This window comes from Micromonospora sp. NPDC047812 (genome assembly GCF_040704175.1).
Classification (GTDB): Bacteria; Actinomycetota; Actinomycetes; order Mycobacteriales; family Micromonosporaceae; genus Micromonospora.
In genome coordinates this window covers 85,063-111,633 of sequence record NZ_JBEYRY010000001.1, presented here as the reverse complement: position 1 = coordinate 111,633, position 26,571 = coordinate 85,063, and the positions used below count along the sequence as shown (strand labels likewise).

Sequence of the window (26,571 nt, the reverse complement as noted above, 5' to 3'; positions counted from 1 at the left end):
CGGGCGGCGGTCGTACCCTGGGGTCCGTGACCACCGCCCTCGCCCCGACCGCCGTGCTCGACGCGGCGCGCTGGCAGGCCCGGCGCCGGGCGCACGAGGAGCGGGTCGACGCCTGGCTCACCCCGCACCTGGCGCGCCGCCGACGGGGCGGGAAGCACCCGGTGGAGGACTTCCTCTTCACCTACTATTCGCACCGCCCGGCCCAGCTGCGCCGCTGGCACCCCGGCGCCGGGGTGGTGCTGGGCGACGCGGACCCGGCCGCGTTCGGCCGGGACTACCGCGCCACCGCCGCCGGGGTCACCCTCGACACCGAGGCGGTACGCGCGCGGCGCGCCGAGTCGATCGGGTGGATCCGGGCGCTGCTCGCGGCGACCGCCGACCGGCCCGCGCACCTCGGCTGCTTCGGGATGCACGAGTGGGCCATGGTCTACCGGCAGACCCAGGAGGAGGTACGCCACAACGCCTGGCCGCTGCGGCTCAGCCCGGAGCGGACCGCCGCCCTGGTGGAGGAGCGCGGCGTGCGGTGCAGCCACTTCGACGCGTACCGGTTCTTCACCGCGCCGGCCCGGCCGTTGAACCTGCTCACCCCGACGCGCGAGACGCAGCACGCGCACGAGCAGCCGGGCTGTCTGCACGCCAACATGGACCTCTACAAGTGGGCCTACAAGCTGTCCCCGCTGGTGCCGAGCGAGCTGGTCGCGGACGCGTTCGAGCTGGCGCGGGAGATCCGCACGCTGGACATGCGCGCCTCGCCGTACGACCTGGGCGCCCTCGGCTACGCACCCGTGCGGGTGGAGACCGCCGAGGGCCGGCACGAGTACGTGCGGGCGCAGCGGTCGTTCGCCCAGCGGGCCGCACCTCTGCGGGCGCGCCTGGTCGCCGAGTGCGACCGGCTGCTGTCGACCGTCGACGGGTGAGCGGCCGCCCCGCCCCGGGTCAGTCGCCGTCGACGCGGCGGTCGCGCTTGCGCTGTGACCGGCGCTTCTTCTCGGCCAGGCGGCGTTCCTTCGCGCCGCGCGACGGGCGGGTGGGGCGGCGGGGCGGGGGCGGCGGGGCGGCGGCCTCGCGCAGCAGCGCGGCCAGCCGTTCCCGGGCGGCCTCCCGGTTGGCCAGTTGCGCCCGGTGCTCGCTGGCGGTGACGGTGAGCACGCCGTCGACCAGCCGGCCGGCGAGCCGCTCCAGCGCCCGCGCCCGCAGCGGCTCGGGTACGCCGGGCGAGGCGGCCAGGTCGTAGCTCAGCTCGACCCGCGAGTCGGTGGTGTTGACGCCCTGCCCACCGGGCCCGGACGACCGGGAGAAGCGTTCCCGCAGCTCGGCGGCGGGCACGGTCCACCGGTCGTTCACCCGCAGTCCGTCGTCCACCCCCCGAGGCTAGCGCCCCGGCCGGACGCTCGGGGTCGCGGCCGGGCTCGGGGTCTGCGCGGGCGGGGCGGGGCTGCCGTCGGAGTCGGCGGCGGCGTACGCGACCGCCCCCACCAGCAGCAGGGCGATCACCCCGATCTTCGTGGTGGCCACCTTGATCAGCAGCCACGCGGCGCGCCGGGCGCCGGGCACGGTCTTCCTGACGGTCTGGTAGTCGGCCCACCCGCGTCGTGCCCGGGCGTACGCCGACCCCACACCGGTACCGATCAGCAGGCCCACCAGCAGGAGGACCACGATTTCAGGACGCTCCACCCACGCCAGTATCCATACTCAGCGTGATATTTCCATTGGCCGATCATTTCGCGCCGGGTATCCGACAGTTTTCACATTCCCGAGCATTCCGACGGGGCAAGATCGCAGCTCAGCCGCCCTTTCCGATGATCGTGTCGGCGGTCTGCTGCACCTGTTCGATGGGGATGGCGAAGCCGATGCCGATCGAACCGTTGCCGTCGATCGTGGCGATGGCCGTGTTCACCCCGACCACCTCGCCGCGCGCGTTCACCAGCGGGCCGCCCGAGTTGCCCGGGTTGATCGAGGCGTCGGTCTGCACGGCGGTGTGCCGGTTGTCGCCGAGGCGTACCTGCCGGTCCAGGGCGCTGACGATGCCGGCGGTGACGGTGCCGGGCAGCCCGAGCGGCGAGCCGACCGCCAGCACCGGCTCCCCCACCCGGGTGGATCCCGGCTTGGCCAGCGGCAACGCCGCCAGGCCGGCCGACGGCGGCACCCGGAGCACGGCGAGGTCGCTGCGCGGCTCCCGCCCGACCACCTCGGCGGCGAACCGCCGCCCGTCGGGCAGTTCCACCGTCACCGAGCCGCCGCGCCCCTTGGCCAGGATGTGGTCGTTGGTGATGATGTGCTGCTGGTCGTCGACGGCGAAGCCGGAGCCGGTGGCCGAGGCGCCGCCGGCCCCGCCCACCAGCACCGAGACGACCCCCGGCACGGTCTTGCCGGCGGCGGTCACCAGCTCCGCCGGGACCGGGGCCGCCGAGGCCGCCGCCGGGCCCGGAGCGTCGTCGCGGCCGGCCACGATGCCGCCGGCCACCGCGCCGGAGGCGGTCGACAGGGCCACCACCGCCAGCGCCGCCAGCACCCGCCCGCGCGGGTGCCACCGGCCCGGGCCACCGTCCGGTCCGGGCCCGTCCCACCGGGCCCGCCCGTCCGGATCCAGCTCGGGGGAGATGAACCAGGGGCCGCGCGGTTCGCCGAGCCCGGTCTGCACTGCCATGCGTACGCTCCTCACGTGTCCTTCTCGACGGTGGCCGGACAGGTTCAGGGCAGCCGGGCGAACCAGCGCATCGAGCCGGCCGCGGCGCCCATGGCGAACATCAGCCCGAGCCCGATGAAGCGGGCCGAGACGTCCTGCCGTTCGGTGCGGTAGCCGACCGAGGTGCCGATGTCCTCGTAGACGGCGCGCAGCTCGTCGCTCGTGCTGGCCTCGTGGAACCCGCCCCCGGTCTCCTCGGCGACCGCGCGCAGGGTCTGCCCGTCGACGGGCACCTGGATCGGCCGGCCGCCCCGGTCCACGGTGCCGCCCGGGGTACCGAAGGAGATGGTGTGCACCGGCACCTTCATCTCGACCGCCTCGGACGCCGCCTCCATCGGGTCGATGCCGGAGGTGTTCGCCCCGTCGGAGAGCAGGATGATCCGGGCCGGCGGCGGATCCTCCGCCGCCTGGCTGTCGAAGCCCTTCACCGCGCCGAGCGAGGTGCTGATGGCCTCGCCGATGGCGGTGCCCTGCACGCCGGTGGCCCCCTCGACCAGCCGCTCGATGCCCTCGTGCAGCGCCTCCCGGTCGGTGCTCGGCGGCACCAGCACCGCCGCGCTGCCGGCGAAGGCGACCAGCCCGACGTTGAACTCGTCCGGCAGGCCGTCGACGAAGCGCCGGGCGGACTCCTTGGCGGCGCTGAGCCGGTCCGGTTCCACGTCGCCGGCGAGCATCGAGGTGGAGACGTCGACGGCGACCATCACCGTGGCCCGCTCGCGGGGCACCCGGACCTCCGCCGTGGGCCGGGCGAAGCCCACCACCAGCAGCGCCAGCATGGCCAGGAAGAGCCCGGCCGGCACGTGCCGGCGCCAGGCCGGGCGGTGCGGCGCGACCCGGTCGAGCAGCCGCAGGTTGGTGAAGCGGACGGCGTACCGGGTGCGTCGGCGCTGCATCAGCAGGTAGCCGACGGCCAGGGCGAGCACCCCGAGCAGGAGCCAGAGCCGGACGGGCGACTGCCAGATCACGCCGCACCTCCCCGGGCCGCCCGCGCCGGGGCGGCGGCGAGGCGCCGCTGGGCGTGCACGTGCCGCACGATGTCGGCGCCCCAGTCCCGGTCGGTGCGCAGCGGCAGGTGCGCGACCCCGCTGCGGCGCAGCGCCTGGCGTACCTGCTCGCGCTGGGCGGTCGCGGCGGCGGCGTAGCGCTCGCGCAGCGCGCGGTCGCCGGTCCAGACCTCGCGCCGCCGCCCGGTCTCCGGGTCGACGAGGGTGACCAGGCCGACGTCGGGCAGCTCCAGCTCCCGGGGGTCGGTGACCTCCACGGCGAGCACCTGGTGCCGCGCGGCGAGGCGGCGCAGGGGCGCCTCCCAGGACGGCGCCTGCCGTGGGTCGTCGGGCAGCCCGTCGAGGAGGTCCGAGACCACCACGACGAGGCCGCGGCGCAGCGCCACCCGGTGCACGGCGGCCAGCCCGTCGGCCAGGTCGGGGCCCGTGGGCGCCGGTTCGTCCCCGTCGTGGCCGCCGACGCGCGGGGCGGCCAGCAGGGCCCGGAGCAGCCCGAACAGGTGGGTACGCCCGCTGCGGGGCGGGAAGCGGCGCAGCCCGTCCGGGCCGAGCACCTGCGCGCCGAGGCGGTTGCCGACGCCGCCGGTGAGGAAGCCGACCGCCGCGACGGCCGCCACGGCCAGCTCCCGCTTGTCCAGCTCGGCGGTGCCGTACTCCATGCTGGGGCTCGCGTCGACCAGCAGCCAGGTGGTCAGCTCCCGGTCGGCGTCGACCTCGCGTACGTGCGGGACCGTGGTGCGGGCGGTCACCGCCCAGTCCATCCGGCGTACCTCGTCCTCACCGGGCCGGTACTCCCGGCTGCCGGCGGTCTCGCTGCCGGGCCCGGGCAGCAGGCCGCGGTACCGGCCGTGCAGCAGCCCGTCGAGGCGGCGCGTGACGGTCAGCTCCAGCCGGCGCAGGCGACCGTCCGCGGTGAGGTCGGCCAGTCCCGGGTCGGCCGGCACGGGGGCCGGCGCGGTGGCCCCGCGCCACCTCATGCCGCCGCCAGGTCGGCCGCGTGTTCCGGGTGGGCGGTGGCGACGCGGGGCGGCGGCACGGCCTCCACCAGCCGCCGGACCACCGCTTCGGCGGCCACCCCGTCGGCGACCGCGTCGAAGGAGAGCACCAGCCGGTGGGCGAGCACGTCGACGGCGAGTTCGCGGACGTCCTCGGGCAGCACGTACCCGCGACCGCGCAGCAACGCCTGGGCCCGCGCGGCGCGCACCAGGCCGAGGGTGGCCCGGGGGCTGGCCCCGTACGCGAGCAGCGGGGCGATCTCGGGCAGGCCGAACCGGCCGGGGTCGCGGGTGGCGAAGATCAGCCGCACCACGTACTCGGCGATCGCGTGGTGCACGAAGACGTGGGCGGCGCGGGCCTGGAGGTCCCGCAGTCGCTGCGGGTCGAGGACCCGCCGGGCGACGGGCCGGTCGGCGCTCATCCGGTAGAGGATGGCGAGTTCGTCGGCGTCGCTCGGGTAGTCGACGACGATCTTCATCATGAACCGGTCGCGCTGCGCCTCCGGCAGCTGGTAGACCCCCTCCGACTCGATGGGGTTCTGGGTGGCCAGCACCAGGAACGGCTCGGGCACGGGATAGCTGTGCCCGCCGATGGAGACCTGCCGCTCGGCCATCGCCTCCAGCAGGGCGGACTGCACCTTCGCCGGTGCCCGGTTGATCTCGTCGGCGAGCACCAGGTTCGCCATGATCGGGCCCAGCTCGATGTCGAAGTCCTCGCGCGACGCACGGTAGATCCTGGTGCCGACGATGTCGGAGGGGACCAGGTCCGGGGTGAACTGGATCCGGGAGAAGGTGCCGCCCACCACGGTGGCCAGGGTCTGCGCGGCGAGCGTCTTGGCCACCCCGGGCACGCCCTCCAGGAGGCAGTGCCCGTCCGCGATGAGGGCGGTGAGCAGGCGCTCGACGAGCCGATCCTGCCCGACGATCACGCGTTTGACCTCGAAGAGCGTCTGTTCCAGGTCGGCCGGGGTCGCATCGGGATCGGCCGGGCTGGGCACGCTGGCCAGGGTGTCCGAGATGTCCGTCACGGTGCTTGCTTCCCGTGCCGACGGTCGGACAAACGTCGGATTATCGGCGCCGGGGCGGCCCTAAGGGGCCCGAACCGGGACGAGCTTCCCGGTCCGGCAGGGACGGCGCGGCGGCGCCGGCCCCCACACGAGATGGGGGCCGGCGTCGTCAGTGGGTGCTCAGTTGGCGACGACCAGGTGGAACGGCCGGTCGGCCACGCTCCCGGACGAGCTGCGGGTCTGGATGAAGACCGCGTTCGGCGTCTGGAGCCGCGGCGCGACGGAGATCTCGCCGCCCGGGGGCACGTTGTACGGGTCGGTGGTGCCGATGGTGGCCACGAACGTCTTCAGCGAGACGTTGTAGTTGAACAGCACCTGGTACTCCCCGGGGCCGTACCGGGTGGCGGAGACCACCTCGGGCGAGCCGCGGAGCACGGTGCCGCCGTTGGTGACGACGGCGGAGGCGACGGTGCCCGGCGCCGTCGCCTGCGCGGACGGGCCCTGCGCCAGCGCGGCCTTGGCCTTGCGGGCCTCGGCGGGGGTCACCGCCGGCTGGCTGCCGGAGCCGGGCTGGCGGGCGGCCGGCTGGGCGACCTCGGCGGGCGCCTGCGCCGCCGGCTGGGCGACGGCGATCCCGCCCCCGGCCAGGGTGAGCGCCAGCGCGGCGAACGCCACCGCCACCGCCTTGCGTCGGAAGAGTGTGGTCATGACAGGTCTCCCTTTTGTTGACCGTGCGGATTCGACCGGTCCCGCCGATCGCGGGACGGTTGATTTCCATTTTTCGGGCCGGGGAAATAGCGACAACCGCCTGGAGCCCACACCTTCAGGCCGCACCTAGATGTTGCCGCTTCAACAATTTCTCACCGGCTCTGAGCAGCTATTACTACTCAGAGTTTCGACGTCTCAACCCACTGGAAGGTAGCACCGCAAAATGCCGGGCGTCAATAGTTGATCACATCCCGTTAATTGCTCCATCTGATGCCGCCGAATTGTGAGAAGCGAGCGCTCGGCCATTCACGAATGCGCGGCGCGACAGCGTCCGGGCCGCCGCGTGGCGCACGTCCGGGACCGCCGGACGGGCGCGGGGACGCTACCCTCCAGCCGTGATCATCGAGGCCGCGCGGCCGGCGGCGCGGCTACGCACCGCGCTCTGCTGGGCCGCCGTCGCACCCGGGGTCGCCTGGGCGGCGGTACGACTGGGCGGACTCGACCGGGGACCGCTGGTGCAACTGCTCGCCTTCACCCCGTACGCCGCCGCCGGGAGCCTGCTGCCACTGGTGCTCGCGCTCGCCCTGCGGCGCCGCGCGCCCGCGGTGGTCGCGGCGCTGGTCACGGCGCTCCTGGTGGCCGTGGTGGCGCCCCGGGCGCTGCCGTCCGGCCAGCCCTCCGTCACCGGGCCCACGGTGCGGCTGCTGACCGCCAACCTGCTCGCCGGGGCCGGCGACGCGCGGGCGCTGGTCGACCTGGTCCGGCGAAACCGGGTCGACGTGCTCGCCGTGCAGGAGTTCACCCCGGACGCCGAGGCGGAGCTGGACCGGCTCGGCCTGCCCGGGCTGCTCCCCCACCGGCAGCTCCACCCGCGGATCGGCACCGTCGGCTCCGGCCTCTACGCGCGGTTCCCGATCAGCGACGGCGGCGTCCGGCACAACCGGGGCGGCTGGGGCTTCGACCAGGCCTACGGCACGGTGGCGGTCCCCGGGGCGCCGGCGGTTCTGGTCGAGTCGGCGCACCCGTCGGCCCCGTACGCGGTGGACCAGGTCGGCCACTGGCGCACCGACCTGGCGGCGCAGCCGCCCGCCACCCCGGACGGGCCGCTGCGGATCCTCGCCGGCGACTTCAACGCCACCCTCGACCACGCCCCGCTGCGCGCCCTGCTGGACACCGGCTACGTCGACGCGGCCGACCAGGCGGGCGCGGGCCTGGTCGGCACCTGGGGCCCGTACGACGGGGACCCCATCCCGCCGGTGACCATCGACCACGTGCTGGTCGACCGGCGGATCGCGGTGCGGGCGGTCAGCGTGCACCGCGTGCGGGGCAGCGACCACCGCGCCGTCCTGACCGAGCTGCGCCTCCCGGCGCGGTGACGCCCGGGCCGTCCCCGCAGCCGCCGGTGGCGTGGGTGGCCGGGGCGGCTCAGACCCGGGCGCGGTCGAGGCCGTAGGTGAGCGCGTCGACGAGGGCGTGCCAGGACGCCTCGACGACGTTGGGGTGCACGCCGACCGTGGTCCAGTCGCGGTTGCTGCCGTCGACCGTCTCCAGCAGCACCCGGGTCACCGCGCCGGTGCCGTGGGTGCCCTCCAGGATCCGCACCTTGTAGTCGGCCAGCTCGAAGTCGCGCAGCTCCGGGTAGTGCCGGGCCAGCCCGACCCGCAGCGCCTCGTCCAGGGCGTTGACCGGACCGTTGCCCTCGGCGGTGGCGATGACCCGCTCCCCCCGTACGCGGATCTTGACGGTCGCCTCGGAGACGACCGCGCCGTCCTCCCGGTGCTCGACCAGCACCCGGTACGACTCCAGCGCGAACGGCCTGGCGGGGGCGGTGTCCAGCTCCGAGCGGACCAGCAGCTCGAATGACGCGTCGGCGGCCTCGAACGACCAGCCGCCGGCCTCCAGCTCCTTGACCCGCCGGGTGACCCGCGACAGCGCCTCCGGATGGCCGGCCAGGTCCAGGCCGAGTTCACGGCTCTTGAGCTCGACGCTGGCCCGGCCGGCCATCTCGGTGACGAGGATCCGCATGTCGTTGCCCACCACCTGTGGGTCCACGTGGTTGTAGAGCAGCGGATCCACCTTGATCGCGCTCGCGTGCAGCCCCGCCTTGTGGGCGAAGGCCGCGGCCCCGACGTACGCCTGGTGGGTGTCGGGGGCGATGTTGGCGATCTCGGCGATGGCGTGGGCGACCCGCACCATCTGCCCCAGGCAGCCGTCCGGTAGGACGGGCAGCCCGAGCTTGAGCTGGAGGTTGGCGACCACGGCGAAGATGTCGGCGTTGCCGGGGCGCTCGCCGTAGCCGTTGGCGGTGCCCTGGAAGTGGCGCACCCCCGCCTCCACGGCGGCGACGGTGTTGGCCACCGCGCAGGCCGTGTCGTTCTGGCAGTGGATGCCGAGCAGCTCCGGGCCGACCCCGAGCCGCGCGGTCAGGTCGGCGATGGCGGCGGTCACCTGCGACGGCAGCATCCCGCCGTTGGTGTCGCAGAGCACCACCCGCTCGGCGCCGGCCGCGAGGGCGGTCTCCACGACGGCGGCCGTGTACGCCGGGTCGGACCGGTAGCCGTCGAAGAAGTGCTCCCCGTCGACGAAGACGCGGCGCCCCTCGGCCACCAGGTGCGCCACCGTGTCGCGGACCATCGCCAGGTTCTCGGCCGCGGTGGTGCGCAGCGCCCGCTCGACGTGCCGCAGGTCCGCCTTGGCGACCAGGGCGATCGCCGGCGTCTGCGCGTCGAGCAGGCCACGGACCTGCGGGTCCTCGCCGACGGCCACCCCGGCCCGCCGGGTGGCGCCGAACGCGACCAGCAGCGCGTGCTTCAGGTCGAGCTCGGTGCGCGCCCGCCGGAAGAACTCGGTGTCCTTCGGCACGGCGCCGGGCCAGCCCCCCTCGATGAAGCCGACCCCGAACTCGTCGAGCAGGCGGGCCACCGCGAGCTTGTCGACCACCGAGTAGCTGAGCCCCTCGCGCTGGGCGCCGTCGCGCAGCGTGGTGTCGTACACCTGGAACGTCATCAGGGAGTCCTTTCGGGGAGCAACAAAAAGACCCCCCGCGGATGCGGGAGGTCTGCGCGCTCGGCGGAGGGGAGGCCGGCGCGCTAGCTGCGAATAATCAGGTCGGTACTGGTCACGATCGCCACTCTGCCACCCGGAACCCGGTTTTGGGAGACGTAATCCACATGGCGGGACGGTGACGGAGGGTCCCGGTACCGCACGGATGGCCGGCGCGCCGGCACAACCCGCCGCTCGTGATCGACTTCACAAGTCACCCGGCCGCCACGCGGCGGAAACGGGGCTGCGGAAGTATCTGGAACCGATCCAGTTACCGGCCTCGTGCCGCTGTCAAGGAGGACCTGTGCTCACTGTCGGTGACCGCTTCCCCGAGTACGAACTCACCGCCTGCGTGTCGCTGGACGCCGACAAGGCGTTCGAGTCGATCAACCACAAGTCCCACCAGGGGAAGTGGCGCGTCGTCTTCTTCTGGCCGAAGGACTTCACCTTCGTCTGCCCGACCGAGATCGCGGAGTTCGGCCGGCTGAACGAGGAGTTCGCCGACCGGGACGCCCAAGTCCTCGGCGTGTCGGTGGACAACGAGTTCGTCCACTACGCGTGGCGCAAGGACCACCCGGACCTGCGCGAGCTGCCGTTCCCGATGCTCAGTGACGTCAAGCGTGAGCTGACCGCCGCCTGCGGCGTGCTCGGCGAGGACGGCGTGGCCCAGCGGGCGACCTTCATCGTCGACCCGGACAACGAGATCCAGTTCGTCATGGTGACCGCCGGCTCGGTCGGCCGGAACGTCTCCGAGGTGCTGCGGGTGCTCGACGCCCTCCAGACCGACGAGCTCTGCCCGTGCAACTGGAACAAGGGCGGCGAGACCCTGGACGCCACCAAGCTCCTCGCCGGCGCCGGGGCCTGACCATGGGTCTGGACGCGGTCAAGGCGGCCCTGCCGGAGTACGCCAAGGACATCAAGCTCAACCTCGGCTCCACCATCGGCACCAGCACGCTGAAGCCGGAGCAGGCGTGGGGCACCGCCCTGGCCTGCGCCGTCGCGGCGCGCAACCCGGTGGTGCTGCGTGAGATCGCCGCCGAGGCGGCCACCCACCTCGGGCCGGAGGCGGTCGAGGCGGCCAAGGGCGCCGCGGCGATCATGGCGATGAACAACGTCTACTACCGGGCCAAGCACCTGATCGGCGACGAGCAGTACCAGTCGATCCCGGCGCGGCTGCGGATGCAGATCATCGCCAAGCCGGGCGTGGACAAGGCCGACTTCGAGCTCTGGTGCCTGGCGGTCTCGGCGATCACCGGCTGCGGGGTGTGCCTGGAGTCGCACGAGAAGACCCTGCGCAACGCGGGCTTCAGCCGTGAGCAGGTGCACGAGGGGCTGCGCATCGCCGCCGTCGTGCACGCCGCCGCGGTGACCCTGGACGCCCAGGCCGCGCTCGCCTGACGGGTACGCACGGGGGGCCGGTGCCGCGGTGCGGCGCCGGCCCCCCGTCGTCTCCGGCACCGGCTCCCGCCGTTTCCGGTGGCGACGGCCCGGGTAGCTCCTCGGGAGGAGACGAGAGAGACCCGGACCGGCGAGACGACTGGCGACAGTCGGGGCAGGAGTTGTCAGATGGACAGGCTCGACCCGCACAGCACCCACGGCAGCCCGGACCCGCTGCACGGTGGCGGCCAGGGCGAGTTCGCCGGTGGCGCCCCGGCCGGCACGTTCGACCCGTGGCGTTACCGCGACACCGCGAGGGTCGCCGACGCCGACCTGGTCGGCTACAAGGTCGAGGCCACCGACGGCGGCATCGGCAGGATCGACAGCGCCAGCCACGAGGTCAACGACAGCTACCTCGTGGTGGACACCGGACCGTGGATCTTCGGCCGGAAGGTCATGGTCCCGGCCGGGACCGTCAACCACGTCGACCACGACGAGCGCAAGGTGTACGTCGACCGGAGCAAGGACCAGATCAAGGCCGCCCCGGAGTACGACGAGACCGCCGACACCGACCCCACCTACCGCGACCGCCTCGGCGGCTACTACGGCGAGACGTACTCGGCCATCCCGCCCGGCACCGCCCGCTAGCCGACACCGGCACGCGACGGCCTCCCGTGGATCGCGGGAGGCCGTTACCGTGTCAGCGTGGACTCCATCGAGGTCGGTCGCAGGATCCCCTTCTCCGCGATGTTCAACTTCCGCGACGTGGGCGGCCACGTCGGCCACGACGGCCGCACGGTGCGCCCGGGGCGGCTCTACCGCTCCGACTCGCTGCACCGCCTCGACGACACCGACCGGGAGGCGTTCGCCGCTCTCGGCGTCCGCACGGTCATCGACCTGCGCCGCCCGTACGAGGTGGAGCGCGACGGCCGGGTCCCCCACTTCGACGGCCTGACCTGGCACAACATCCACCCGGAGCACGCGGAGTGGGGCGAGCGCCCCTACCGTCCCGGCACCGACCTGGCGCGCTACCTGGCCGACCGGTACGCCGACCTCGCCGGGACCGGCGGCGCCGGGCTCGCCGAGGCGGTCGGGCTGATCGCCGACTCCGCCAACGCCCCCGTGGTCGTGCACTGCGTCGCCGGCAAGGACCGCACGGGCATCGTCTGCGGGCTCACCCTCGCGGTGCTCGGCGTCGCCGACGACGACATCGCCGCCGACTACGCCCTGAGCACCGAGGCCGGCGAGCGCTACCGCGCCTGGTTCGAGGCCACCGGCCGGCAGGCCGGGCACACCCTGCCGGTGCTGACCTGCCCCGCCGAGGCGATGACGCTCTTCCTGGCCGAGCTGCGCGAGGCCCACGGCTCGGTCGAGGGCTACCTGCGCCACGCCGGCGTCACCGACGCCCAACTCGCCGCGCTGCGCGACCACCTGCTGACCTGACCCCGCCCTCCCGTGCCGGCGCCGCCCCCGCACCGGACGGCGCGGGGGCGGGGCGGGGCCACAGGGGGGCGGCGGGTCAGAGGATGCGGCGAACCCAGCCGTGCGGGTCGTCGAGCTTGCCGCGCTGGAGGTCGACGAGCTGCTGGCGCAGGGCCGTCGTGACCCGGCCGGGCTCGCCGCCACCCACCAGGAACTCGCCGTCGGGGAAGCGCACCCGCCCGATCGGGGTGACGACGGCGGCGGTGCCGCAGGCGAACACCTCGCGGAGCCGGCCGCTCGCGGCGTCCGCCTGCCAGTCGGCGAAGCTCACCGGCCGCTCCTCGATCCGGTGCCCGGCGTCGGCGGCCAGGGTGAGCACCGACTCCCGGGTGATGCCGGGCAGGATCGTGCCGGTCAGCGGCGGGGTGACCACGGTGTCGTCGTCGTAGACGAAGAACACGTTCATGCCGCCCAGCTCGTCGACGAAGCGACGCTCCACCGCGTCCAGGAAGACCACCTGGTCGCAGCCGTGCTCGATCGCCTCGGCCTGCGCCACCAGCGAGGCGGCGTAGTTGCCGCCGCACTTCGCCGCGCCGGTGCCGCCCGGGGCGGCCCGGGTGTAGTCCGGGGAGACCCAGACCGTGACCGGCTTCACCCCGCCGGAGAAGTACGCGCCGACCGGCGAGGCGATCACCACGTAGAGGTACTCGTTGGCGGGCCGGACGCCGAGGAACACCTCGCTGGCGAACATGAACGGCCGCAGGTAGAGGCTGCCGTCCTCACCCTCGGGGATCCAGCCCTGGTCGGTGGCCACGAGCTGACGCAGCGAGTCGACGAACGCCTCCTCGGGCAGCGGCGGCATCGCCATGCGCCGGGCGGAGGCGGCGAACCGGGCGGCGTTGGCCTCCGGGCGGAACATGGTGACCCCGCCGTCGGCCGTCCGGTAGGCCTTCAGCCCCTCGAAGATCTCCTGCGCGTAGTGCAGCACCGCGGCGGCCGGGTCCATCGGGATCGGCGCCCGCGCCTCGACCCGGGCGTCGTACCAGCCCTTGCCGTCGGCGTAGCGGATGGTGACCATGTGGTCGGTGAAGACCCGGCCGAACCCCGGGTTGGCCAGCAGGGCGGCCCGGTCGGCGACGGATACCGGCGCGGGATTCGGACGGATCTCGAAGTCGAGCTTGTCACCACCGCTCATCGCGCTGACCTCCCTGCGGGACTACGGCACACGGGTCCGCATGCCGAGAAATCTGGTGCGAGAAACTTACCCCGAACGGTCGTTCAGCGGGTAGCGCCGCCCGGGCGTACCGGCAGCACCGGACGGGTGTGCACCGCCGGGCCGTGGTGCGGCCGGGCGGCGTGGTCGGAACTTCGGGACGGAGTGGCCGGCGGCCTCAGGAGGTGGCGTACCCGGCCAGCCGGTCGCCGACCTCCTCGGTACGCAGTGCCGCGCCCGGGGCCCGCCCGGCCAGCTCCACGCCCACCGCCGCGGTGACCCGGGCGGCGGCGTCGGCGTGCCCGAGCTGGTCGAGCAGCAGGGCCGCCGAGAGTACGGCCGCCACCGGGTCGGCCACGCCGCGCCCGGCGATGTCCGGCGCCGAGCCGTGTACCGGCTCGAACATCGAGGGGTACGCCCCCTCGGGGTTGATGCTGCCGCTGGCGGCCAGCCCGATCCCGCCGGTGACGGCGGCGGCGATGTCGGTGAGGATGTCGCCGAACAGGTTGTCGGTGACCACCACGTCGTAGCGCTGCGGCTGGGTGACCAGGAACATCGCGGCGGCGTCGACGTGCTGGTACTCCGTGGCCACGTCGGGGTGCTCGGCCGCCACGGCCTCGAACGCGCGCGCCCACAACGAACCGGCGTGGGTGAGCACGTTGGTCTTGTGCACGAGGGTGACCTTGCGCCGCTCCCGGCGCGCGGCGCGGGCGAAGGCGTCGCGGATCACGCGCTCCACGCCGTGCCGCGTGTTCAGGCTCTCCTCGGTGGCGACCTCCGCCGGGGTGTCCCGGTGCAGCGCGCCACCGGCGCCGGCGTAGAGGCCCTCGGTGCCCTCGCGGACGACCACCAGGTCGACCTCGCCGGGCTTGACGCTCGCCAGCGGCCCGGCCACGCCGGGCCAGAGCCGCGACGGGCGCAGGTTGACGTACTGGTCGAAGGCGAAGCGCAGCTTCAGCAGCAGGCCCCGCTCCAGCACGCCCGGCGGCACGGTCGGGTCGCCGACGGCGCCGAGCAGGATCGCGTCGTGCCCGGCCAGCTCGGTCAGCACCGAGTCGGGCAGCACCTCGCCGGTGCGGTGCCAGCGGGCGGCGCCGAGGTCGTACTCGGTGGCGTCCACCCCCGGCAGCACGGCGTCGATGACCTTGCGGGCCTGCGCGACCACCTCGGGTCCGATCCCGTCCCCGGCCACCACCGCGATCCGTGCCACGTCCCTGTGCCCCCTCGCCTCGCCGTTTCGTCCGACCGTACGCCGCCGTCCCGCCCCCCGGTACGATCCTTCCAGAATGCGGGAAAGGAGGATGCACAGGATCCTCCCAGGTGGCATTCATGGTGGGGTCATCTCCGCTGCCTAGCGTGATGACGAGCGGGTCAACGGGGGCCCGTGACGGAGGCCGCGAGGACGCGGCCGGCGTCAGCGAGGGAGCAGCGTCATGCGGATCGACCAGCAGCCACGGACCCGATGGGTGGACCAGTCGGCCTTCCAGCCGCGCCGGCCGGACCTGCGGCTGGGCGCCCGCAGTCACCGCGTGGACCGGCCCGGCACGGTCGGCGGGGACCGGATCGCCGTCCAGCACACCGTGCGGACCAGCACGGCGGAATACTCGCTGCTGCTCAACGCCCCCGAGTGGCTGGGCCGTCGCGGTGTCGGGGAGGCGCTGCGGGACGCGGTGGCGGAGCTGCGGGCGATCGACCTCACCTACGGCCCGACCCGGCCGGAGAGCCTGGTCTCCCGGCTGCGCCGGGGCGAGATCAGCCCCGACTCGTACCCGCCGCTGGCCGACCTGGTGGACCGCTGCGCGGCGATGCGGGCGGCCACCGACGGCTGGTTCGACGCCTGGGCGGTGCCCGGCGGCTTCGACCCCGGCGGCCTGCTCGGCGGGTGGGCGGTGGAGCGCGCCGCCGCCCGGCTGCGCGCCGCCGGCGTCCACGACTACGCCGTGCTCACCGGCGCCGACCTGGTCGTCCGCGGGCACGCGGCGCACGGCGGCCCGTGGCGGGTGGCGGTGCACCACCCGACGGACCAGCACCGGGCGCCGCTCGTGCTGGAGATGACCGCGGGCGCGGTCGGCACCTCGGGGGTGAGCGGCCGGCAGGGGCACGTGGTGGACCCGCACACCGGGGAGCCCGCCGACCAGCTGGTCGCCGCGACTGTGGTCGGGCCGGACCTCGCCGTCGCCGACGCCTACGCCACCGCGCTCTACGCGGCCGGGCCGGCCGGGCTGGACTGGTTCCGCGACGGGTCGGACTACCGCGCGCTCTTCGCCCACCGCCGCTGAGCCGGCCCCGCGTCGCCTCAGGGAGCGGGCCGGACGCGCGATCGGCCCCCACGGTCTCGGCAACGACCATGAGGGCCGGTCAGCGACGAGTGCGCGTGGCTCGCGCAATCGAGGGGTGCGGGCCGGTCGGCCGGACGTCGACCTCGCCACCCGAAGACGGGCCCACGCCGCGAGCTCGGCCAGTGACCGCACCGATACGCTAGCGAATCGACGCAACTCAACGCAAGGGTCTCCACAGCGGACCGTCGCGACAGGAGCGTGCCGATCCGGCGGCGGGCCGATTTCGACGCGGTGAACGGCGGATGGCACGCTGTCCGCCGTGAGTTTCGATCTGAGCGTGTGGGCCCTGGCGGACGGGGCGACACCCGAGGACGTGCGGGCGGCGGTGCTGCGGTGCCGGCAGGGGCAGCACGTCGACCGGTACCCGGACCCGCGGGTGGTGGCGTTCTACCGCGCCATCACCGGCAGCTACCCGGACCGGCCGGCCGGCCCCGGCACCCCGTGGGCGGTGGCGCCGCTGCACGCGGCCAGCGACCACGTCGAACTGAACCTGCACCCGACCTGCGAGGACCAGGTGCTGCTCGACATCGAACGGCTGGCCGGCGCGTACGACCTGATGCTCTTCGACGCGCAGGACGGCTCGGTCTACCCGCCGCCGGCCCGGCTGCCCGGCTGACGTTCCCCGAGCACGACGAGGGGCCCGGCGGATCCGCCGGGCCCCCGCTGTCGCGCGTTCAGGTCACTCGTCGCGCAGGTCCGCCGCGCTGGCCGCGACCGCGCCGATCGAGTCCGCCGCCGAGGTGAGCAGGTCGGCGCCGAGCGCCTGGTCGACCGTGAGGGTCATCAGGGTCTCGCCGCCGGCCTCGCGGCGGGCCACCTGCATCGCCGCGATGTTGACGCCGGCCTCGCCGAGCAGCGTGCCGACCGTGCCGACCACGCCCGGGCGGTCGACGTAGCGCAGGAAGACCAGGATGCCCTCCGCGCCGATCTCCACGTCGAAGCCGTCGACCTCGGTGAGCTTGATGACGTCGCGACCGCCGGCGGTGGTCACCGTGCCGGAGACGCTGACCGTACGGCCGTCGGGCAGCGCGCCGCGGACGGTGACCAGGCTGGGGTGGTCGACCGCGTCGGTCTGGGCGACCAGCGTGACCTCGACGCCGCGCTCGGCGGCCAGGTGCGGCGCGTTGACGTAGGTGACCTGCTCCTCGACCACCGAGCTGAACAGCCCCTTGGTGGCGGCGAGCTTCAGCACCGAGACGTCGTGGTTGACGATCTCGCCGCGCACCTCGACGGTGACGCTGGCGGCGACCCCGCCCGCGACGGCGGTGAAGGCCCGGCCGAGCTTCTCGGCCAGCGGCAGCAGCGGCCGCACGTCCTCGGCGACCACGCCGCCGGCCTGCACGTTCACGGCGTCCGGCACGAACTCGCCCTGCAACGCCAGCTTCACGCTCTTGGCCACGGCCAGGCCGGCCTTGTCCTGCGCCTCGCCCGTGGAGGCGCCCAGGTGCGGGGTGGCGACCACGTTGTCGAAGGCGAACAGCGGCGAGGAGGTGCAGGGCTCCTTGGCGTAGACGTCCACGCCCGCGCCGGCGACCCGGCCCTCGGCGATCGCGTCGGCCAGGGCCTGCTCGTCGACGAGCCCGCCCCGGGCGGCGTTGACGATCCGGACGCCGGGCTTGACGACGGCCAGCTCCTTCTCGCCGATCAGGCCGACGGTCTCCGGGGTCTTCGGCAGGTGGATCGAGATGAAGTCGCTCTCCCGCAGCAGCTCCTCCAGCCCCACCAGGCGCACGCCGAGCTGGGCCGCGCGGGCCGGCTGGATGTAGGGGTCGTACGCGATCAGCCGGGTGCCGAAGGCGGCGATCCGCTGGGCGAAGAGCACGCCGATGCGGCCGAGGCCGACCACTCCGACGGTCTTGCCCTGGATCTCGACGCCGGTGTACTTCGACCGCTTCCACTCCCCCGCCTTCAGCGCGGCGCTGGCGCTGGCGGTGTTGCGGGCCACGGCGAGCAGCAGCGCGAGGGCCTGCTCGGCGGCGGAGACGATGTTCGAGGTGGGGGCGTTGACGACCATGACGCCCCGCGCGGTGGCGGCCGGCACCTCGACGTTGTCCAGACCCACGCCCGCCCGGGCGACGACCTTCAGCCGGGGCGCGGCGGAGATCGCCTCGGCATCGATCTGGGTGGCGCTGCGCACGATGACGGCATCGGCCTCGGAGAGCGCCGAGAGCAGGGCCGGACGGTCGGTGCCGTCGACGTGCCGGACGTCGAAGTCGTGGGCGAGCACCTCGATGGCGGCGGGGGCGAGTTCTTCGGCGATCAGTACGACAGGAGTCATTGGTCCTCGTAGTTGTCGTCAGAGCGGTGGGCCGGGCTGCGGGACGCCGCGCTGCGCCCTGCGCTGATCCGGGCCATGGCCGTCAGGTGCCGGCTACGCACCTACCCCGCGATCGTAGGGGCCAGGCCGGCCGGCATGTCCCGGACTACGGGGTGAGTGCCCTCACAACGGGTGACGGCCCGCCGGTGAACGGCGCGTGACGGGCGCGTGGGGTCGCCCCGGCGTGGCGGGTGCGCCGGTCGGCCCCGGCCGGTTCGGCCGGGCCCGTCGCGCGGCGAGCCGGGGCGGACACGGCCTGCGCGAGCGGCGTGGTGGTGCGGACAGGGAGCGGCCCGGTCCGGGCGCCGGGGAGAGCGCCCGGGCCGGGCCGCCGGGGGTGTGTCTCAGGCGGTCTCGGTGATCGGGCGGTCGACCCAGCTCATCATGCCGCGCAGCTTGCTGCCGGTCTCCTCGATCGGGTGCGCCGCGCCCTCGGCCTGCCACTTGCTGAAGTTGGGCCGGCCGGCCTCGTCCTCGGCCACCCACTCCCGGGCGAACTCGCCGGACTGGACCTCGCTGAGGATCTTGCGCATCTCCTCCTTGACCCGGGCGTCGATGACGCGCGGGCCGCGGGAGAGGTCGCCGTACTCGGCCGTGTCGGAGATGCTGTAGCGCATCTTCGCGATGCCGCCCTCGTACATGAGGTCGACGATCAGCTTCAGCTCGTGCAGGCACTCGAAGTAGGCCACCTCGGGGGCGTAGCCCGCCTCGGTGAGCACCTCGAAGCCGGTCTGCACGAGCGCCGCCGCGCCGCCGCAGAGCACCGCCTGCTCGCCGAAGAGGTCGGTCTCGGTCTCCTCGGTGAAGGTGGTCCGGATGACGCCGGCACGGGTGCCGCCGATGCCCTTGGCGTACGACAGGGCCAGCGCGAGGGCGCTGCCGCTGGCGTCCTGCTCGACGGCGACCAGGCAGGGTACGCCCTTGCCGTCGGCGTACTGGCGGCGCACCAGGTGACCCGGGCCCTTCGGCGCGACCATCGCCACGTCCACGTCGGCCGGGGGCTTGATCAGGCCGTAGCGGATGTTGAAGCCGTGGCCGAAGAAGAGCGCCTTGCCCGGGGCCAGGTTCGGCGCGATCGACTCGGCGTAGATGCTGCGCTGGGCGGTGTCCGGCGCGAGGATCATGATGACGTCGGCCTCGGCCGCCGCCTCGGCCGGCGTGAGCACGCGCAGGCCCTGCTCCTCGGCCTTGGCCCGGCTCTTGGAGGCCTCCGGCAGACCGATCACCACGTCGACTCCGGAGTCGCGCAGCGACAGCGCGTGGGCGTGGCCCTGGCTGCCGTACCCGATCACCGCGACCTTCCGGCCCTGGATCAGGCCCAGGTCGGCATCGTCGTCGTAGTACACCTCAACGCTCATGATTTCCCTTTCGTACGGCGGCCCGGGCGGCCCGTCGTGGATCTGTGCGGTGTCAGGCGGCGCGACGCGCCGGCACTGGTCGGGCGGTCCCGACCGGCGCGGGGCGCCGGCCGGGTCGGGGTCAGGCGGCCCGGAGCGAGGGCCCGGCGGTGATGGAGCGCGAGCCGCGCCCGATCGCCACCAGCCCGGACTGGACCATCTCCTTGATCCCGAACGGTTCGAGGTCGCGCAGCAGCGCGTCGAGCTTGTCCGGGGTGCCGGTGGCCTCGATGGTCAGCGTGTCCGGCGCCACGTCGACCACCCGGGCCCGGAACAGACCGACCGTCTCCAGCACCTGGGCCCGGGCCGCGCGGTCGGCGCGCACCTTGACCAGGAGCAGTTCCCGGGCGACCGAGACCTGCGGGTCCAGCTCGACGATCTTGAGCACGTTGACCAGCTTGTTGAGCTGCTTGGTGACCTGCTCCAGCGGGGACGACTCGGCGTTGACCACGATGGTGATCCGCGAGACGTCCGGGTTCTCCGTCTCCCCGACGGCGAGACTGTCGATGTTGAAGCCGCGCCGGGAGAACAGCCCGGAGACCCGGGCCAGGACGCCCGGCTTGTTCTCCACCAGGACGCTCAGCGTGTGCATGGTCATCAGATGTCATCCTCGTCGAAGGCCGGGCGGACGCCCCGGGCGAACATGATCTCGTCGTTGCTGGTGCCGGCGGCGACCATCGGCCACACCATGGCGTCCTTGCCGACGACGAAGTCGATGACCACCGGCGCGTCGTCGATGGCCATCGCGGCGGCGATGGTCCGGTCGACGTCCTCGGCGTTCTCGCAGCGCAGGCCCACGCAGCCGAGCGCCTCCGCGAGCTTGAGGAAGTCGGGGATGCGGTGCTTGTGGGTGCCGAGGTCGGTGTTGGAGTAGCGCTCCCCGTAGAACAGGGTCTGCCACTGCCGCACCATGCCGAGGTTGCCGTTGTTGATCACGGCGATCTTGACCGGGATGCCCTCCAGCGCGCAGGTGGCCAGCTCCTGGTTGGTCATCTGGAAGCAGCCGTCGCCGTCGATCGCCCACACCACCGTGTCCGGCTTGCCGGCCTTGGCGCCCATCGCCGCCGGCACCGCGTAGCCCATCGTGCCGAGGCCGCCGGAGTTCAACCAGGTGTACGGCTTCTCGTAGGAGATGAACTGCGAGGCCCACATCTGGTGCTGGCCGACTCCCGCCACGTAGATCGCGTCCGGGCCGACGAGCTCGCCGAGCCGCTTGATCACGTACTGCGGGGAGAGGGTGCCGTCGGCCGGCTCCTCGTAGCCCAGCGGGTAGCGGTTGCGCAGGTCGTCGAGCTGGGTCCACCAGTCGGCGAGGTCGACGCGCCGGCCGGCCGCCTGCTCGTTGGTTACCGCCGCGATCAGCTCGTCGATGACGTGCCGGGCGTCGCCGACGATCGGGACGTCGGCGTGCCGGTTCTTGCCGATCTCGGCCGGGTCGATGTCGGCGTGCACCACCGCCGCGTCCGGGGCGAACGAGTCCAGCTTGCCGGTGACCCGGTCGTCGAAGCGGGCGCCCAGGGCCACGATCAGGTCGGCCTTCTGCAGACCGTAGACCGCCGAGACCGTGCCGTGCATGCCGGGCATTCCCAGGTGCTGCGGGTGCGAGTCGGGGAACGCGCCGAGCGCCATCAGCGTGGTGACCACCGGGATCCCGGTCAGCTCGGCCAACCGGCGCAGCCCCTCCGTGGCGCCGGCCTTCAGCACGCCGCCGCCGACGTAGAGCACCGGGCGCCGGGCGGTGGCCATCAGCCGGGCCGCCTCGCGGATCTGCTTGCCGTGCGGGTGCAGGGTCGGGCGGTAGCCCGGCAGGTCCAGCGTCGGCGGCCAGGTGAAGGTGGTGGGCGCCTGGAGGACGTCCTTGGGGATGTCGACCAGGACCGGCCCGGGTCGGCCGGTGGCGGCCAGGTGGAACGCCTCGGCCAGCACCCGGGGGATCTCCTCGGCCTCCTGCACCAGGAAGTTGTGCTTGGTGATCGGCAGGGTGATGCCCTGGATGTCCGCCTCCTGGAAGGCGTCCGTGCCGATCGAGGGCCGCGCGACCTGCCCGGTGATCGCCACGATCGGCACCGAGTCCATGTACGCGTCGGCGATCGGGGTGACCAGGTTCGTGGCGCCGGGCCCGGAGGTGGCCATGCAGACCCCCACCCGGCCGGTCGCCTGGGCGTAGCCCGTCGCCGCGTGCCCGGCGCCCTGCTCGTGGCGGACCAGGATGTGCCGGACGGTGGAGTCGTAGAGCGGGTCGTACGCCGGCAGGATGGCGCCGCCCGGGATGCCGAAGACGATGTCGACGCCGAGCGCCTCGAGGGACCGCACGAGCGATCCGGCACCGCTGACCTGGGCCGGGGCGGGTGTGCGTACCCCCGGGACGGCCGGGGTGGCCGCGGCGCGGGCGGCGCCGGCGTGCTCGGCGTCGCTCGCGGGCTCGGCGACCGTGCGGGCCCGCCGGGCGGAGTGGGCGAGTGTCTCTGGCGTGGGTCTCGTCATGGCGGTTCAGGCCTTCGGCTGGAGTGGGTGCGGCTGTTCGAGCGGGTGACGCGGGGCGACGCCCGGCGTCGATGGGTCCGACGGCAACAAAAAAGCCCTCGTGCAGGATGCACGGGGCCAGCGCACTCTCGACATGGAGAGTGCGCTCAGGTAAGTACTCGCAGCGACCGGTACGACGACATGCGGCAAGCCTGACGCATCTCACGCGATGAGTCAACTGATCCCACATGTTGGTTAACGGAGCGTCGGATTTCACCCGTCCGGGGCGCTAGGAACCCCGCTCCACCTGCGCGGACCCCTGCCCGGAGGGGCGCGGGGCGGGCAGCGTCGGCAGCCGCCGGGGCGGCGGCGACGCGGGCGGGCCGACCGACGCCGGGGCCGGGGCCGGGCGGGCCCCCGGGGACGTGGCCGCCTCCAGCATGGCTTCCAGGTGCTCGGCCGGCACGCCCCAGCCGAAGAGCGCTCCCTGGCCGAACCGGCAGCCGGCGGCGACCACGGCGGCCAGCTCCGTCGGCGTGGTCACCCCCTCGGCGATGACCTCCAGGCCGAGCTGGTGACCGAGCCGCATGACGATGTCGACCATCGGCGCGAACGCGGGGCCGTCCCTGCCCACCGGCCGCACCGGCTCGTGCTCCGCGACCAGGCCGTGGTCGATCTTGAGGATGTCGATCGGCAGGCGGCGCAGCTGACCGAGCGACGAGTATCCGGCGCCGAAGTCGTCCAACGCGATCCGGACCCCGGTCAGCCGCAGCGCCGTCAGCCGCCGGATCAGCTCGTCCAGGTCCGTCGCGACGGCGTGCTCGGTGACCTCCAGCACCAGCCGCTGCGGCGGCACGCGGTGGGCGCGCAGCGCCTCGGCGACCTGGACCACGTACTCCGGGGCGTGCAGCTCCCGGGGGGACACGTTGACCGAGACCCAGACGTCGTGGCCGTCGGCCAGCCAGCGGGAGAGCTGGTGGCACGCCTGGTGCAGCACCCAGGCGCCCAGCTTGGCGATCATCCCGCACTCCTCGGCCAGCGGGATGAACTCGTCCGGGCCGACGTTGCCCAGCACCGGGTGGCGCCAGCGCAGCAGCGCCTCCGCGCCGACCGGGCGCACCGAGGGCAGCGACGCCACCGGCTGGAACGCCAGGCGCAGCTCGTCGCGCTCGATCGCGCCGCGCAGCTCGTGCTCCAGCGTGGTACGCCGGCGCAGCAGCTGGTCGTACGCGGCGTCGTAGCGCTCGATCCGGTTCTTGCCGCGCTGCTTGGCGTAGCGCAGCGCCAGGTCGGCGTGGCGCAGCAGCAGCTCCACGTCGGGCTCGCCCGTCCAGCCGGCCACCCCGATGCTCACCGACAGGAAGACCGGCCCCTCCGGCTGGTCGTAGGCACGCCCGAGCACGCCGAGCAGGCGCTCGGCGAACCGGTCCGCGTCGGCGGGCTGGCCGTGCATCAGCACCGCGAACTCGTCGCCGCCGAGCCGGGCCGCCACGTCGCCGGGTCGCAGGTTGGCGCGCAGCCGCTCGCCGACCTCGGCCAGCACCGCGTCGCCCACGTCGTGGCCGCGCATGTCGTTGACGTGCTTGAAGCCGTCGAGGTCGAGCCCGAGCAGCACGCAGGGGGCGCCGGCCTCGGCGCACCGGTGCAGCGCCTGCAACAGCCCTCGCCGGTTGGCCAGCGCGGTCAGTTGGTCGGTGTGCGCCAGCTCGCGGAAGTGCGCCTCCCGCTCGGCCAGCCGCCGGGCGTAGCCGCGCACGTCGTGCAGCGTCAGGTACTGCCGGGTCACCAGGGCGAAGCCCTCCACGCTGCCGGCGACGATGCCCAGCGCGTCGAACCGGCCGTCCTGGAGCAGGTGGTACATCGCCGAGGCGGCCATGGCGAACATCGGGACGAACGCGTACGCGCCGTCGCGGCGGATCAGGTCGGTGGCCGGCCGGTCCGCCGCGTCCGGCCGGCGGGCCGCCGACGCGGCGGCGACCAGGCCGGCGGCGAGCACGCCCGCCCCGACCAGCGCCATGCCCGGCCCGGCCTGGCAGAGACCGGTGGCGATGCCGAGCCCGCCGCAGGTGACGGCGGTGGCCCCGGCGCCGACCCGGGCGGCGCGACCGCGCGGCGGCGGGGCACGGAAGGCCACGATCAGGGCGAGCCCGGCGGTCAGGGCCGCGCTGACCGTGGCGAGCAGGATCGGCACGCAGGCCGCCGGGGTGGCGTCGCCGAGCAGCCGGGTGGGCTCGGAGAAGATCACCCAACCGACGAACCAGAACGCCGTCGCCATCACCAGGCCGTCGAGCGCCAGCCGGGCGGTGGCCGCCGCCGTGGCGGCCACGCCGGGCAGCCGGAGCAGCCCGGCGGAGAAGATCAGCCCGCTGACCGCCGTGCCGATCGACACGACGCCGGCCCAGCCCATGCGCCGGTCCGGGGCGTGCCCCGCGTGCCCGGCGACGGAGAGCGCCACGGCCACCCCGACCAGCAGGGTGACCAGCGCCACCCCGGACGCGGCGGCGAGCAGCGCGTACGCCTGCCGGTGCGGCCCGGCGCGGCGCAGGACGCCGGCGGCCGACAGCGCGGTGGCCGCCGCGGCGACCAGCCCGCACAGCACCGCGACCGCGACCATGCCCGGGGGGAACTGCACGTTCCAACTGTGCCGGATACGCGCGGAACGTGGGGGCCCGGGTGTGCATCCTTTGGGACACGGCGCGCACGGCGGCCGGCCGGCCCGGCGGCGGTGTCACACTGGTGGGCATGCCTGAGCTGCGGTCGAAGACCTCCACGCACGGTCGGACGATGGCCGGCGCCCGGGCCCTGTGGCGGGCCACCGGGATGACCGACGACGACTTCGGCAAGCCGATCGTCGCCATCGCCAACAGCTTCACCCAGTTCGTACCCGGTCACGTGCACCTCAAGGACATGGGCGGCCTGGTCGCCGAGGCGGTGGCCGAGGCCGGCGGGGTGGGCCGCGAGTTCAACACCATCGCCGTGGACGACGGGATCGCCATGGGCCACGGCGGGATGCTCTACTCCCTGCCCAGCCGGGAGCTGATCGCCGACGCGGTGGAGTACATGGTCAACGCGCACTGCGCCGACGCCCTGGTCTGCATCTCCAACTGCGACAAGATCACTCCGGGCATGCTGCTGGCCGCCCTGCGGCTGAACATCCCGACCGTCTTCGTCTCCGGCGGGCCGATGGAGGCCGGCAAGACCGTGGCGATCGAGGGCGTCGTGCACTCCAAGATCGACCTGATCGACGCGATGATCGCCTCATCCAACGAGGCCGTCACCGACGACCAGCTCGGCGAGATCGAGCGGTCGGCCTGCCCGACCTGCGGTTCCTGCTCCGGCATGTTCACCGCCAACTCGATGAACTGCCTCACCGAGGCGATCGGCCTGGCGCTGCCGGGCAACGGCTCGACGCTGGCGACCCACGCCGCGCGCCGGTCGCTCTTCGTCGAGGCCGGCCGCACCGTCGTGGAGATCGCCAAGCGGTGGTACGACGGCGACGACGCCTCCGTGCTGCCCCGCGCGATCGCCAGCCGGGCCGCGTTCGAGAACGCGGTCGCCCTGGACGTGGCGATGGGCGGCTCGACCAACACGATCCTGCACCTGCTCGCCGCCGCCCGCGAGGCCGAGCTGGACTTCGACGTCGCGGACATCGACGCCGTCTCCCGCCGGGTGCCCTGCCTGGCCAAGGTCGCCCCGAACTCCCCGCAGTACCACATGGAGGACGTGCACCGGGCCGGCGGAATCCCGGCCATCCTCGGCGAACTGGACCGGGCCGGCCTGCTCCACCGGGACGTGCACACGGTGCACTCCCCCAGCCTGGAGCGCTGGCTCGCCGACTGGGACGTCCGGGGCGGGTCGGCGACGGCGGAGGCGGTCGAGCTGTTCCACGCCGCCCCGGGCGGGGTGCGCACCACCGAGCCGTTCTCCACCACCAACCGCTGGTCGTCGCTGGACACCGACGCCGCCGAGGGCTGCGTACGGGACCTCGCGCACGCCTACAGCGCGGACGGCGGGCTGGCCATCCTGCACGGCAACCTGGCCCCGGAGGGCTGCGTGGTGAAGACCGCCGGGGTGCCCGAGGAGTGCCTGACCTTCCGGGGCCCGGCCAAGGTCTACGAGTCGCAGGACGACGCCGTCGAGGCGATCCTCAACAAGCGGATCGTCGCCGGCGACGTGGTGGTGATCCGCTACGAGGGGCCGAAGGGCGGCCCCGGCATGCAGGAGATGCTCTACCCGACCTCGTTCCTGAAGGGCCGGGGGCTGGGCCGCTCCTGCGCGCTGCTCACCGACGGGCGCTTCTCCGGCGGCACCTCCGGGCTCTCCATCGGGCACGTCTCCCCGGAGGCGGCCTCCGGCGGGCTGATCGCCCTCGTCGAGTCCGGCGACGAGATCGTGATCGACATCCCGGGCCGGTCGATCGAGCTGAACGTGGCCCCCGACGTGCTGGAGGCCCGGCGGATCGCGCAGGAGAAGCGCGACAGGCCGTACACCCCGGTCGACCGGCAGCGACCGGTGTCCGCGGCGCTGCGCGCGTACGCCTCGATGGCGACCTCGGCCAGCGACGGCGCCTACCGCCGCGTCCCGGAGTAGCCGCTGCGGCA

General features: G+C 74.0%; 24 protein-coding genes. 9 read left to right on the top strand and 15 right to left on the bottom strand.

The annotated features are described in order from the left end of the window. The first annotated feature begins 26 nt into the window (after positions 1–26). Positions 27–917: a 3-methyladenine DNA glycosylase gene (locus tag AB0883_RS00485; RefSeq protein WP_366638294.1), complete on the top strand. Its 891-nt coding sequence runs from the start codon at positions 27–29 to the stop codon at positions 915–917. 19 nt (positions 918–936) lie between these two features. Here AB0883_RS00485 and arfB read toward each other — a convergent pair whose 3' ends face one another. The 7 genes from arfB to AB0883_RS00450 all read right to left on the bottom strand — a co-directional run bounded on the left by arfB (position 937) and on the right by AB0883_RS00450 (position 6,400). Then, a complete protein-coding gene (gene arfB / locus AB0883_RS00480) occupies positions 937–1,362 on the bottom strand; it encodes an alternative ribosome rescue aminoacyl-tRNA hydrolase ArfB (RefSeq protein WP_121396149.1) in 426 nt (141 codons plus the stop codon). Between the two features lie 9 nt (positions 1,363–1,371). Continuing rightward, positions 1,372–1,674 carry a hypothetical protein gene (locus AB0883_RS00475; RefSeq protein WP_366638292.1) on the bottom strand — a complete coding sequence of 101 codons (303 nt, stop codon included), beginning with the start codon at positions 1,672–1,674 and terminating at the stop codon, positions 1,372–1,374. 109 nt (positions 1,675–1,783) lie between these two features. Then, positions 1,784–2,647, bottom strand: a complete 864-nt coding sequence (locus tag AB0883_RS00470; protein WP_121396151.1) for a trypsin-like peptidase domain-containing protein — start codon at positions 2,645–2,647, stop codon at positions 1,784–1,786. A 44-nt stretch (positions 2,648–2,691) separates the two neighbouring features. Next, complete coding sequence (locus AB0883_RS00465; RefSeq protein ID WP_366638290.1) at positions 2,692–3,651, bottom strand: VWA domain-containing protein; 960 nt, start codon at positions 3,649–3,651, stop codon at positions 2,692–2,694. Next, positions 3,648–4,634: a DUF58 domain-containing protein gene (locus tag AB0883_RS00460; RefSeq protein ID WP_366640196.1), complete on the bottom strand. Its 987-nt coding sequence runs from the start codon at positions 4,632–4,634 to the stop codon at positions 3,648–3,650. The genes AB0883_RS00465 and AB0883_RS00460 overlap by 4 nt, the downstream gene beginning before the upstream one ends. Positions 4,635–4,663: 29 nt before the next feature. Further along, entirely contained in the window at positions 4,664–5,713 is a 1,050-nt protein-coding gene (locus tag AB0883_RS00455; protein WP_366638289.1) for a MoxR family ATPase, read from the bottom strand. Positions 5,714–5,872: 159 nt separating this feature from the next. Beyond that, positions 5,873–6,400 (bottom strand): hypothetical protein, encoded by a 528-nt coding sequence (locus AB0883_RS00450; RefSeq protein WP_366638287.1) that lies wholly within the window; start codon positions 6,398–6,400, stop codon positions 5,873–5,875. Between the two features lie 395 nt (positions 6,401–6,795). On the opposite strand from AB0883_RS00450, the gene AB0883_RS00445 reads away from it, so the two are divergent. Beyond that, on the top strand, positions 6,796–7,776 hold the full coding sequence (locus tag AB0883_RS00445; protein ID WP_366638285.1) for an endonuclease/exonuclease/phosphatase family protein: 981 nt from the start codon (positions 6,796–6,798) through the stop codon (positions 7,774–7,776). A gap of 49 nt (positions 7,777–7,825) precedes the next feature. On the opposite strand, the gene cimA is transcribed toward AB0883_RS00445, so the two are convergent. Beyond that, positions 7,826–9,406, bottom strand: a complete 1,581-nt coding sequence (cimA, locus tag AB0883_RS00440; RefSeq protein ID WP_366638283.1) for a citramalate synthase — start codon at positions 9,404–9,406, stop codon at positions 7,826–7,828. A gap of 340 nt (positions 9,407–9,746) precedes the next feature. On the opposite strand from cimA, the gene AB0883_RS00435 reads away from it, so the two are divergent. The 4 genes from AB0883_RS00435 to AB0883_RS00420 all read left to right on the top strand — a co-directional run bounded on the left by AB0883_RS00435 (position 9,747) and on the right by AB0883_RS00420 (position 12,262). Continuing rightward, positions 9,747–10,307 (top strand): peroxiredoxin, encoded by a 561-nt coding sequence (locus AB0883_RS00435; RefSeq protein ID WP_121396157.1) that lies wholly within the window; start codon positions 9,747–9,749, stop codon positions 10,305–10,307. 2 nt (positions 10,308–10,309) lie between these two features. Continuing rightward, the gene (locus AB0883_RS00430) at positions 10,310–10,840 is read left to right on the top strand and encodes a carboxymuconolactone decarboxylase family protein (protein ID WP_121396158.1); all 531 of its coding nucleotides are present in this window, start codon (positions 10,310–10,312) and stop codon (positions 10,838–10,840) included. Positions 10,841–11,008: 168 nt separating this feature from the next. Next, the gene (locus AB0883_RS00425) at positions 11,009–11,467 is read left to right on the top strand and encodes a PRC-barrel domain containing protein (protein WP_366638281.1); all 459 of its coding nucleotides are present in this window, start codon (positions 11,009–11,011) and stop codon (positions 11,465–11,467) included. A 57-nt stretch (positions 11,468–11,524) separates the two neighbouring features. After that, positions 11,525–12,262: a tyrosine-protein phosphatase gene (locus AB0883_RS00420; protein ID WP_366638279.1), complete on the top strand. Its 738-nt coding sequence runs from the start codon at positions 11,525–11,527 to the stop codon at positions 12,260–12,262. A 76-nt stretch (positions 12,263–12,338) separates the two neighbouring features. Here AB0883_RS00420 and AB0883_RS00415 read toward each other — a convergent pair whose 3' ends face one another. Together AB0883_RS00415 and AB0883_RS00410 are read right to left on the bottom strand one after the other, a co-directional pair. Further along, positions 12,339–13,436, bottom strand: coding sequence for a branched-chain amino acid aminotransferase (locus AB0883_RS00415; RefSeq protein WP_366638277.1), 1,098 nt, complete (start codon positions 13,434–13,436; stop codon positions 12,339–12,341). 196 nt (positions 13,437–13,632) lie between these two features. Next, complete coding sequence (locus AB0883_RS00410; protein ID WP_366638276.1) at positions 13,633–14,664, bottom strand: 3-isopropylmalate dehydrogenase; 1,032 nt, start codon at positions 14,662–14,664, stop codon at positions 13,633–13,635. 223 nt (positions 14,665–14,887) lie between these two features. Here AB0883_RS00410 and AB0883_RS00405 point away from each other — a divergent pair, with 223 nt between their 5' ends. Continuing rightward, positions 14,888–15,733: an FAD:protein FMN transferase gene (locus AB0883_RS00405; protein WP_366638275.1), complete on the top strand. Its 846-nt coding sequence runs from the start codon at positions 14,888–14,890 to the stop codon at positions 15,731–15,733. Between the two features lie 319 nt (positions 15,734–16,052). After that, entirely contained in the window at positions 16,053–16,409 is a 357-nt protein-coding gene (locus AB0883_RS00400; RefSeq protein WP_121396167.1) for a hypothetical protein, read from the top strand. Between the two features lie 63 nt (positions 16,410–16,472). On the opposite strand, the gene serA is transcribed toward AB0883_RS00400, so the two are convergent. The 5 genes from serA to AB0883_RS00375 form a co-directional block, all read right to left on the bottom strand. Continuing rightward, entirely contained in the window at positions 16,473–18,071 is a 1,599-nt protein-coding gene (gene serA, locus AB0883_RS00395; RefSeq protein WP_366638273.1) for a phosphoglycerate dehydrogenase, read from the bottom strand. Between the two features lie 383 nt (positions 18,072–18,454). Then, on the bottom strand, positions 18,455–19,468 hold the full coding sequence (gene ilvC, locus AB0883_RS00390; protein ID WP_366638271.1) for a ketol-acid reductoisomerase: 1,014 nt from the start codon (positions 19,466–19,468) through the stop codon (positions 18,455–18,457). Between the two features lie 121 nt (positions 19,469–19,589). Beyond that, on the bottom strand, positions 19,590–20,105 hold the full coding sequence (gene ilvN, locus AB0883_RS00385) for an acetolactate synthase small subunit (RefSeq protein WP_089001623.1): 516 nt from the start codon (positions 20,103–20,105) through the stop codon (positions 19,590–19,592). Further along, the gene (locus AB0883_RS00380) at positions 20,105–21,991 is read right to left on the bottom strand and encodes an acetolactate synthase large subunit (RefSeq protein WP_366638269.1); all 1,887 of its coding nucleotides are present in this window, start codon (positions 21,989–21,991) and stop codon (positions 20,105–20,107) included. Before AB0883_RS00380 ends, ilvN begins: the two co-directional genes overlap by 1 nt. A 268-nt stretch (positions 21,992–22,259) precedes the next feature. Beyond that, positions 22,260–24,602, bottom strand: a complete 2,343-nt coding sequence (locus AB0883_RS00375) for a bifunctional diguanylate cyclase/phosphodiesterase (protein ID WP_366638267.1) — start codon at positions 24,600–24,602, stop codon at positions 22,260–22,262. A gap of 110 nt (positions 24,603–24,712) precedes the next feature. Between AB0883_RS00375 and ilvD the strand changes: the two genes are divergently transcribed. Continuing rightward, positions 24,713–26,560, top strand: a complete 1,848-nt coding sequence (gene ilvD / locus AB0883_RS00370) for a dihydroxy-acid dehydratase (RefSeq protein ID WP_366638266.1) — start codon at positions 24,713–24,715, stop codon at positions 26,558–26,560. Positions 26,561–26,571: the final 11 nt, after the last annotated feature.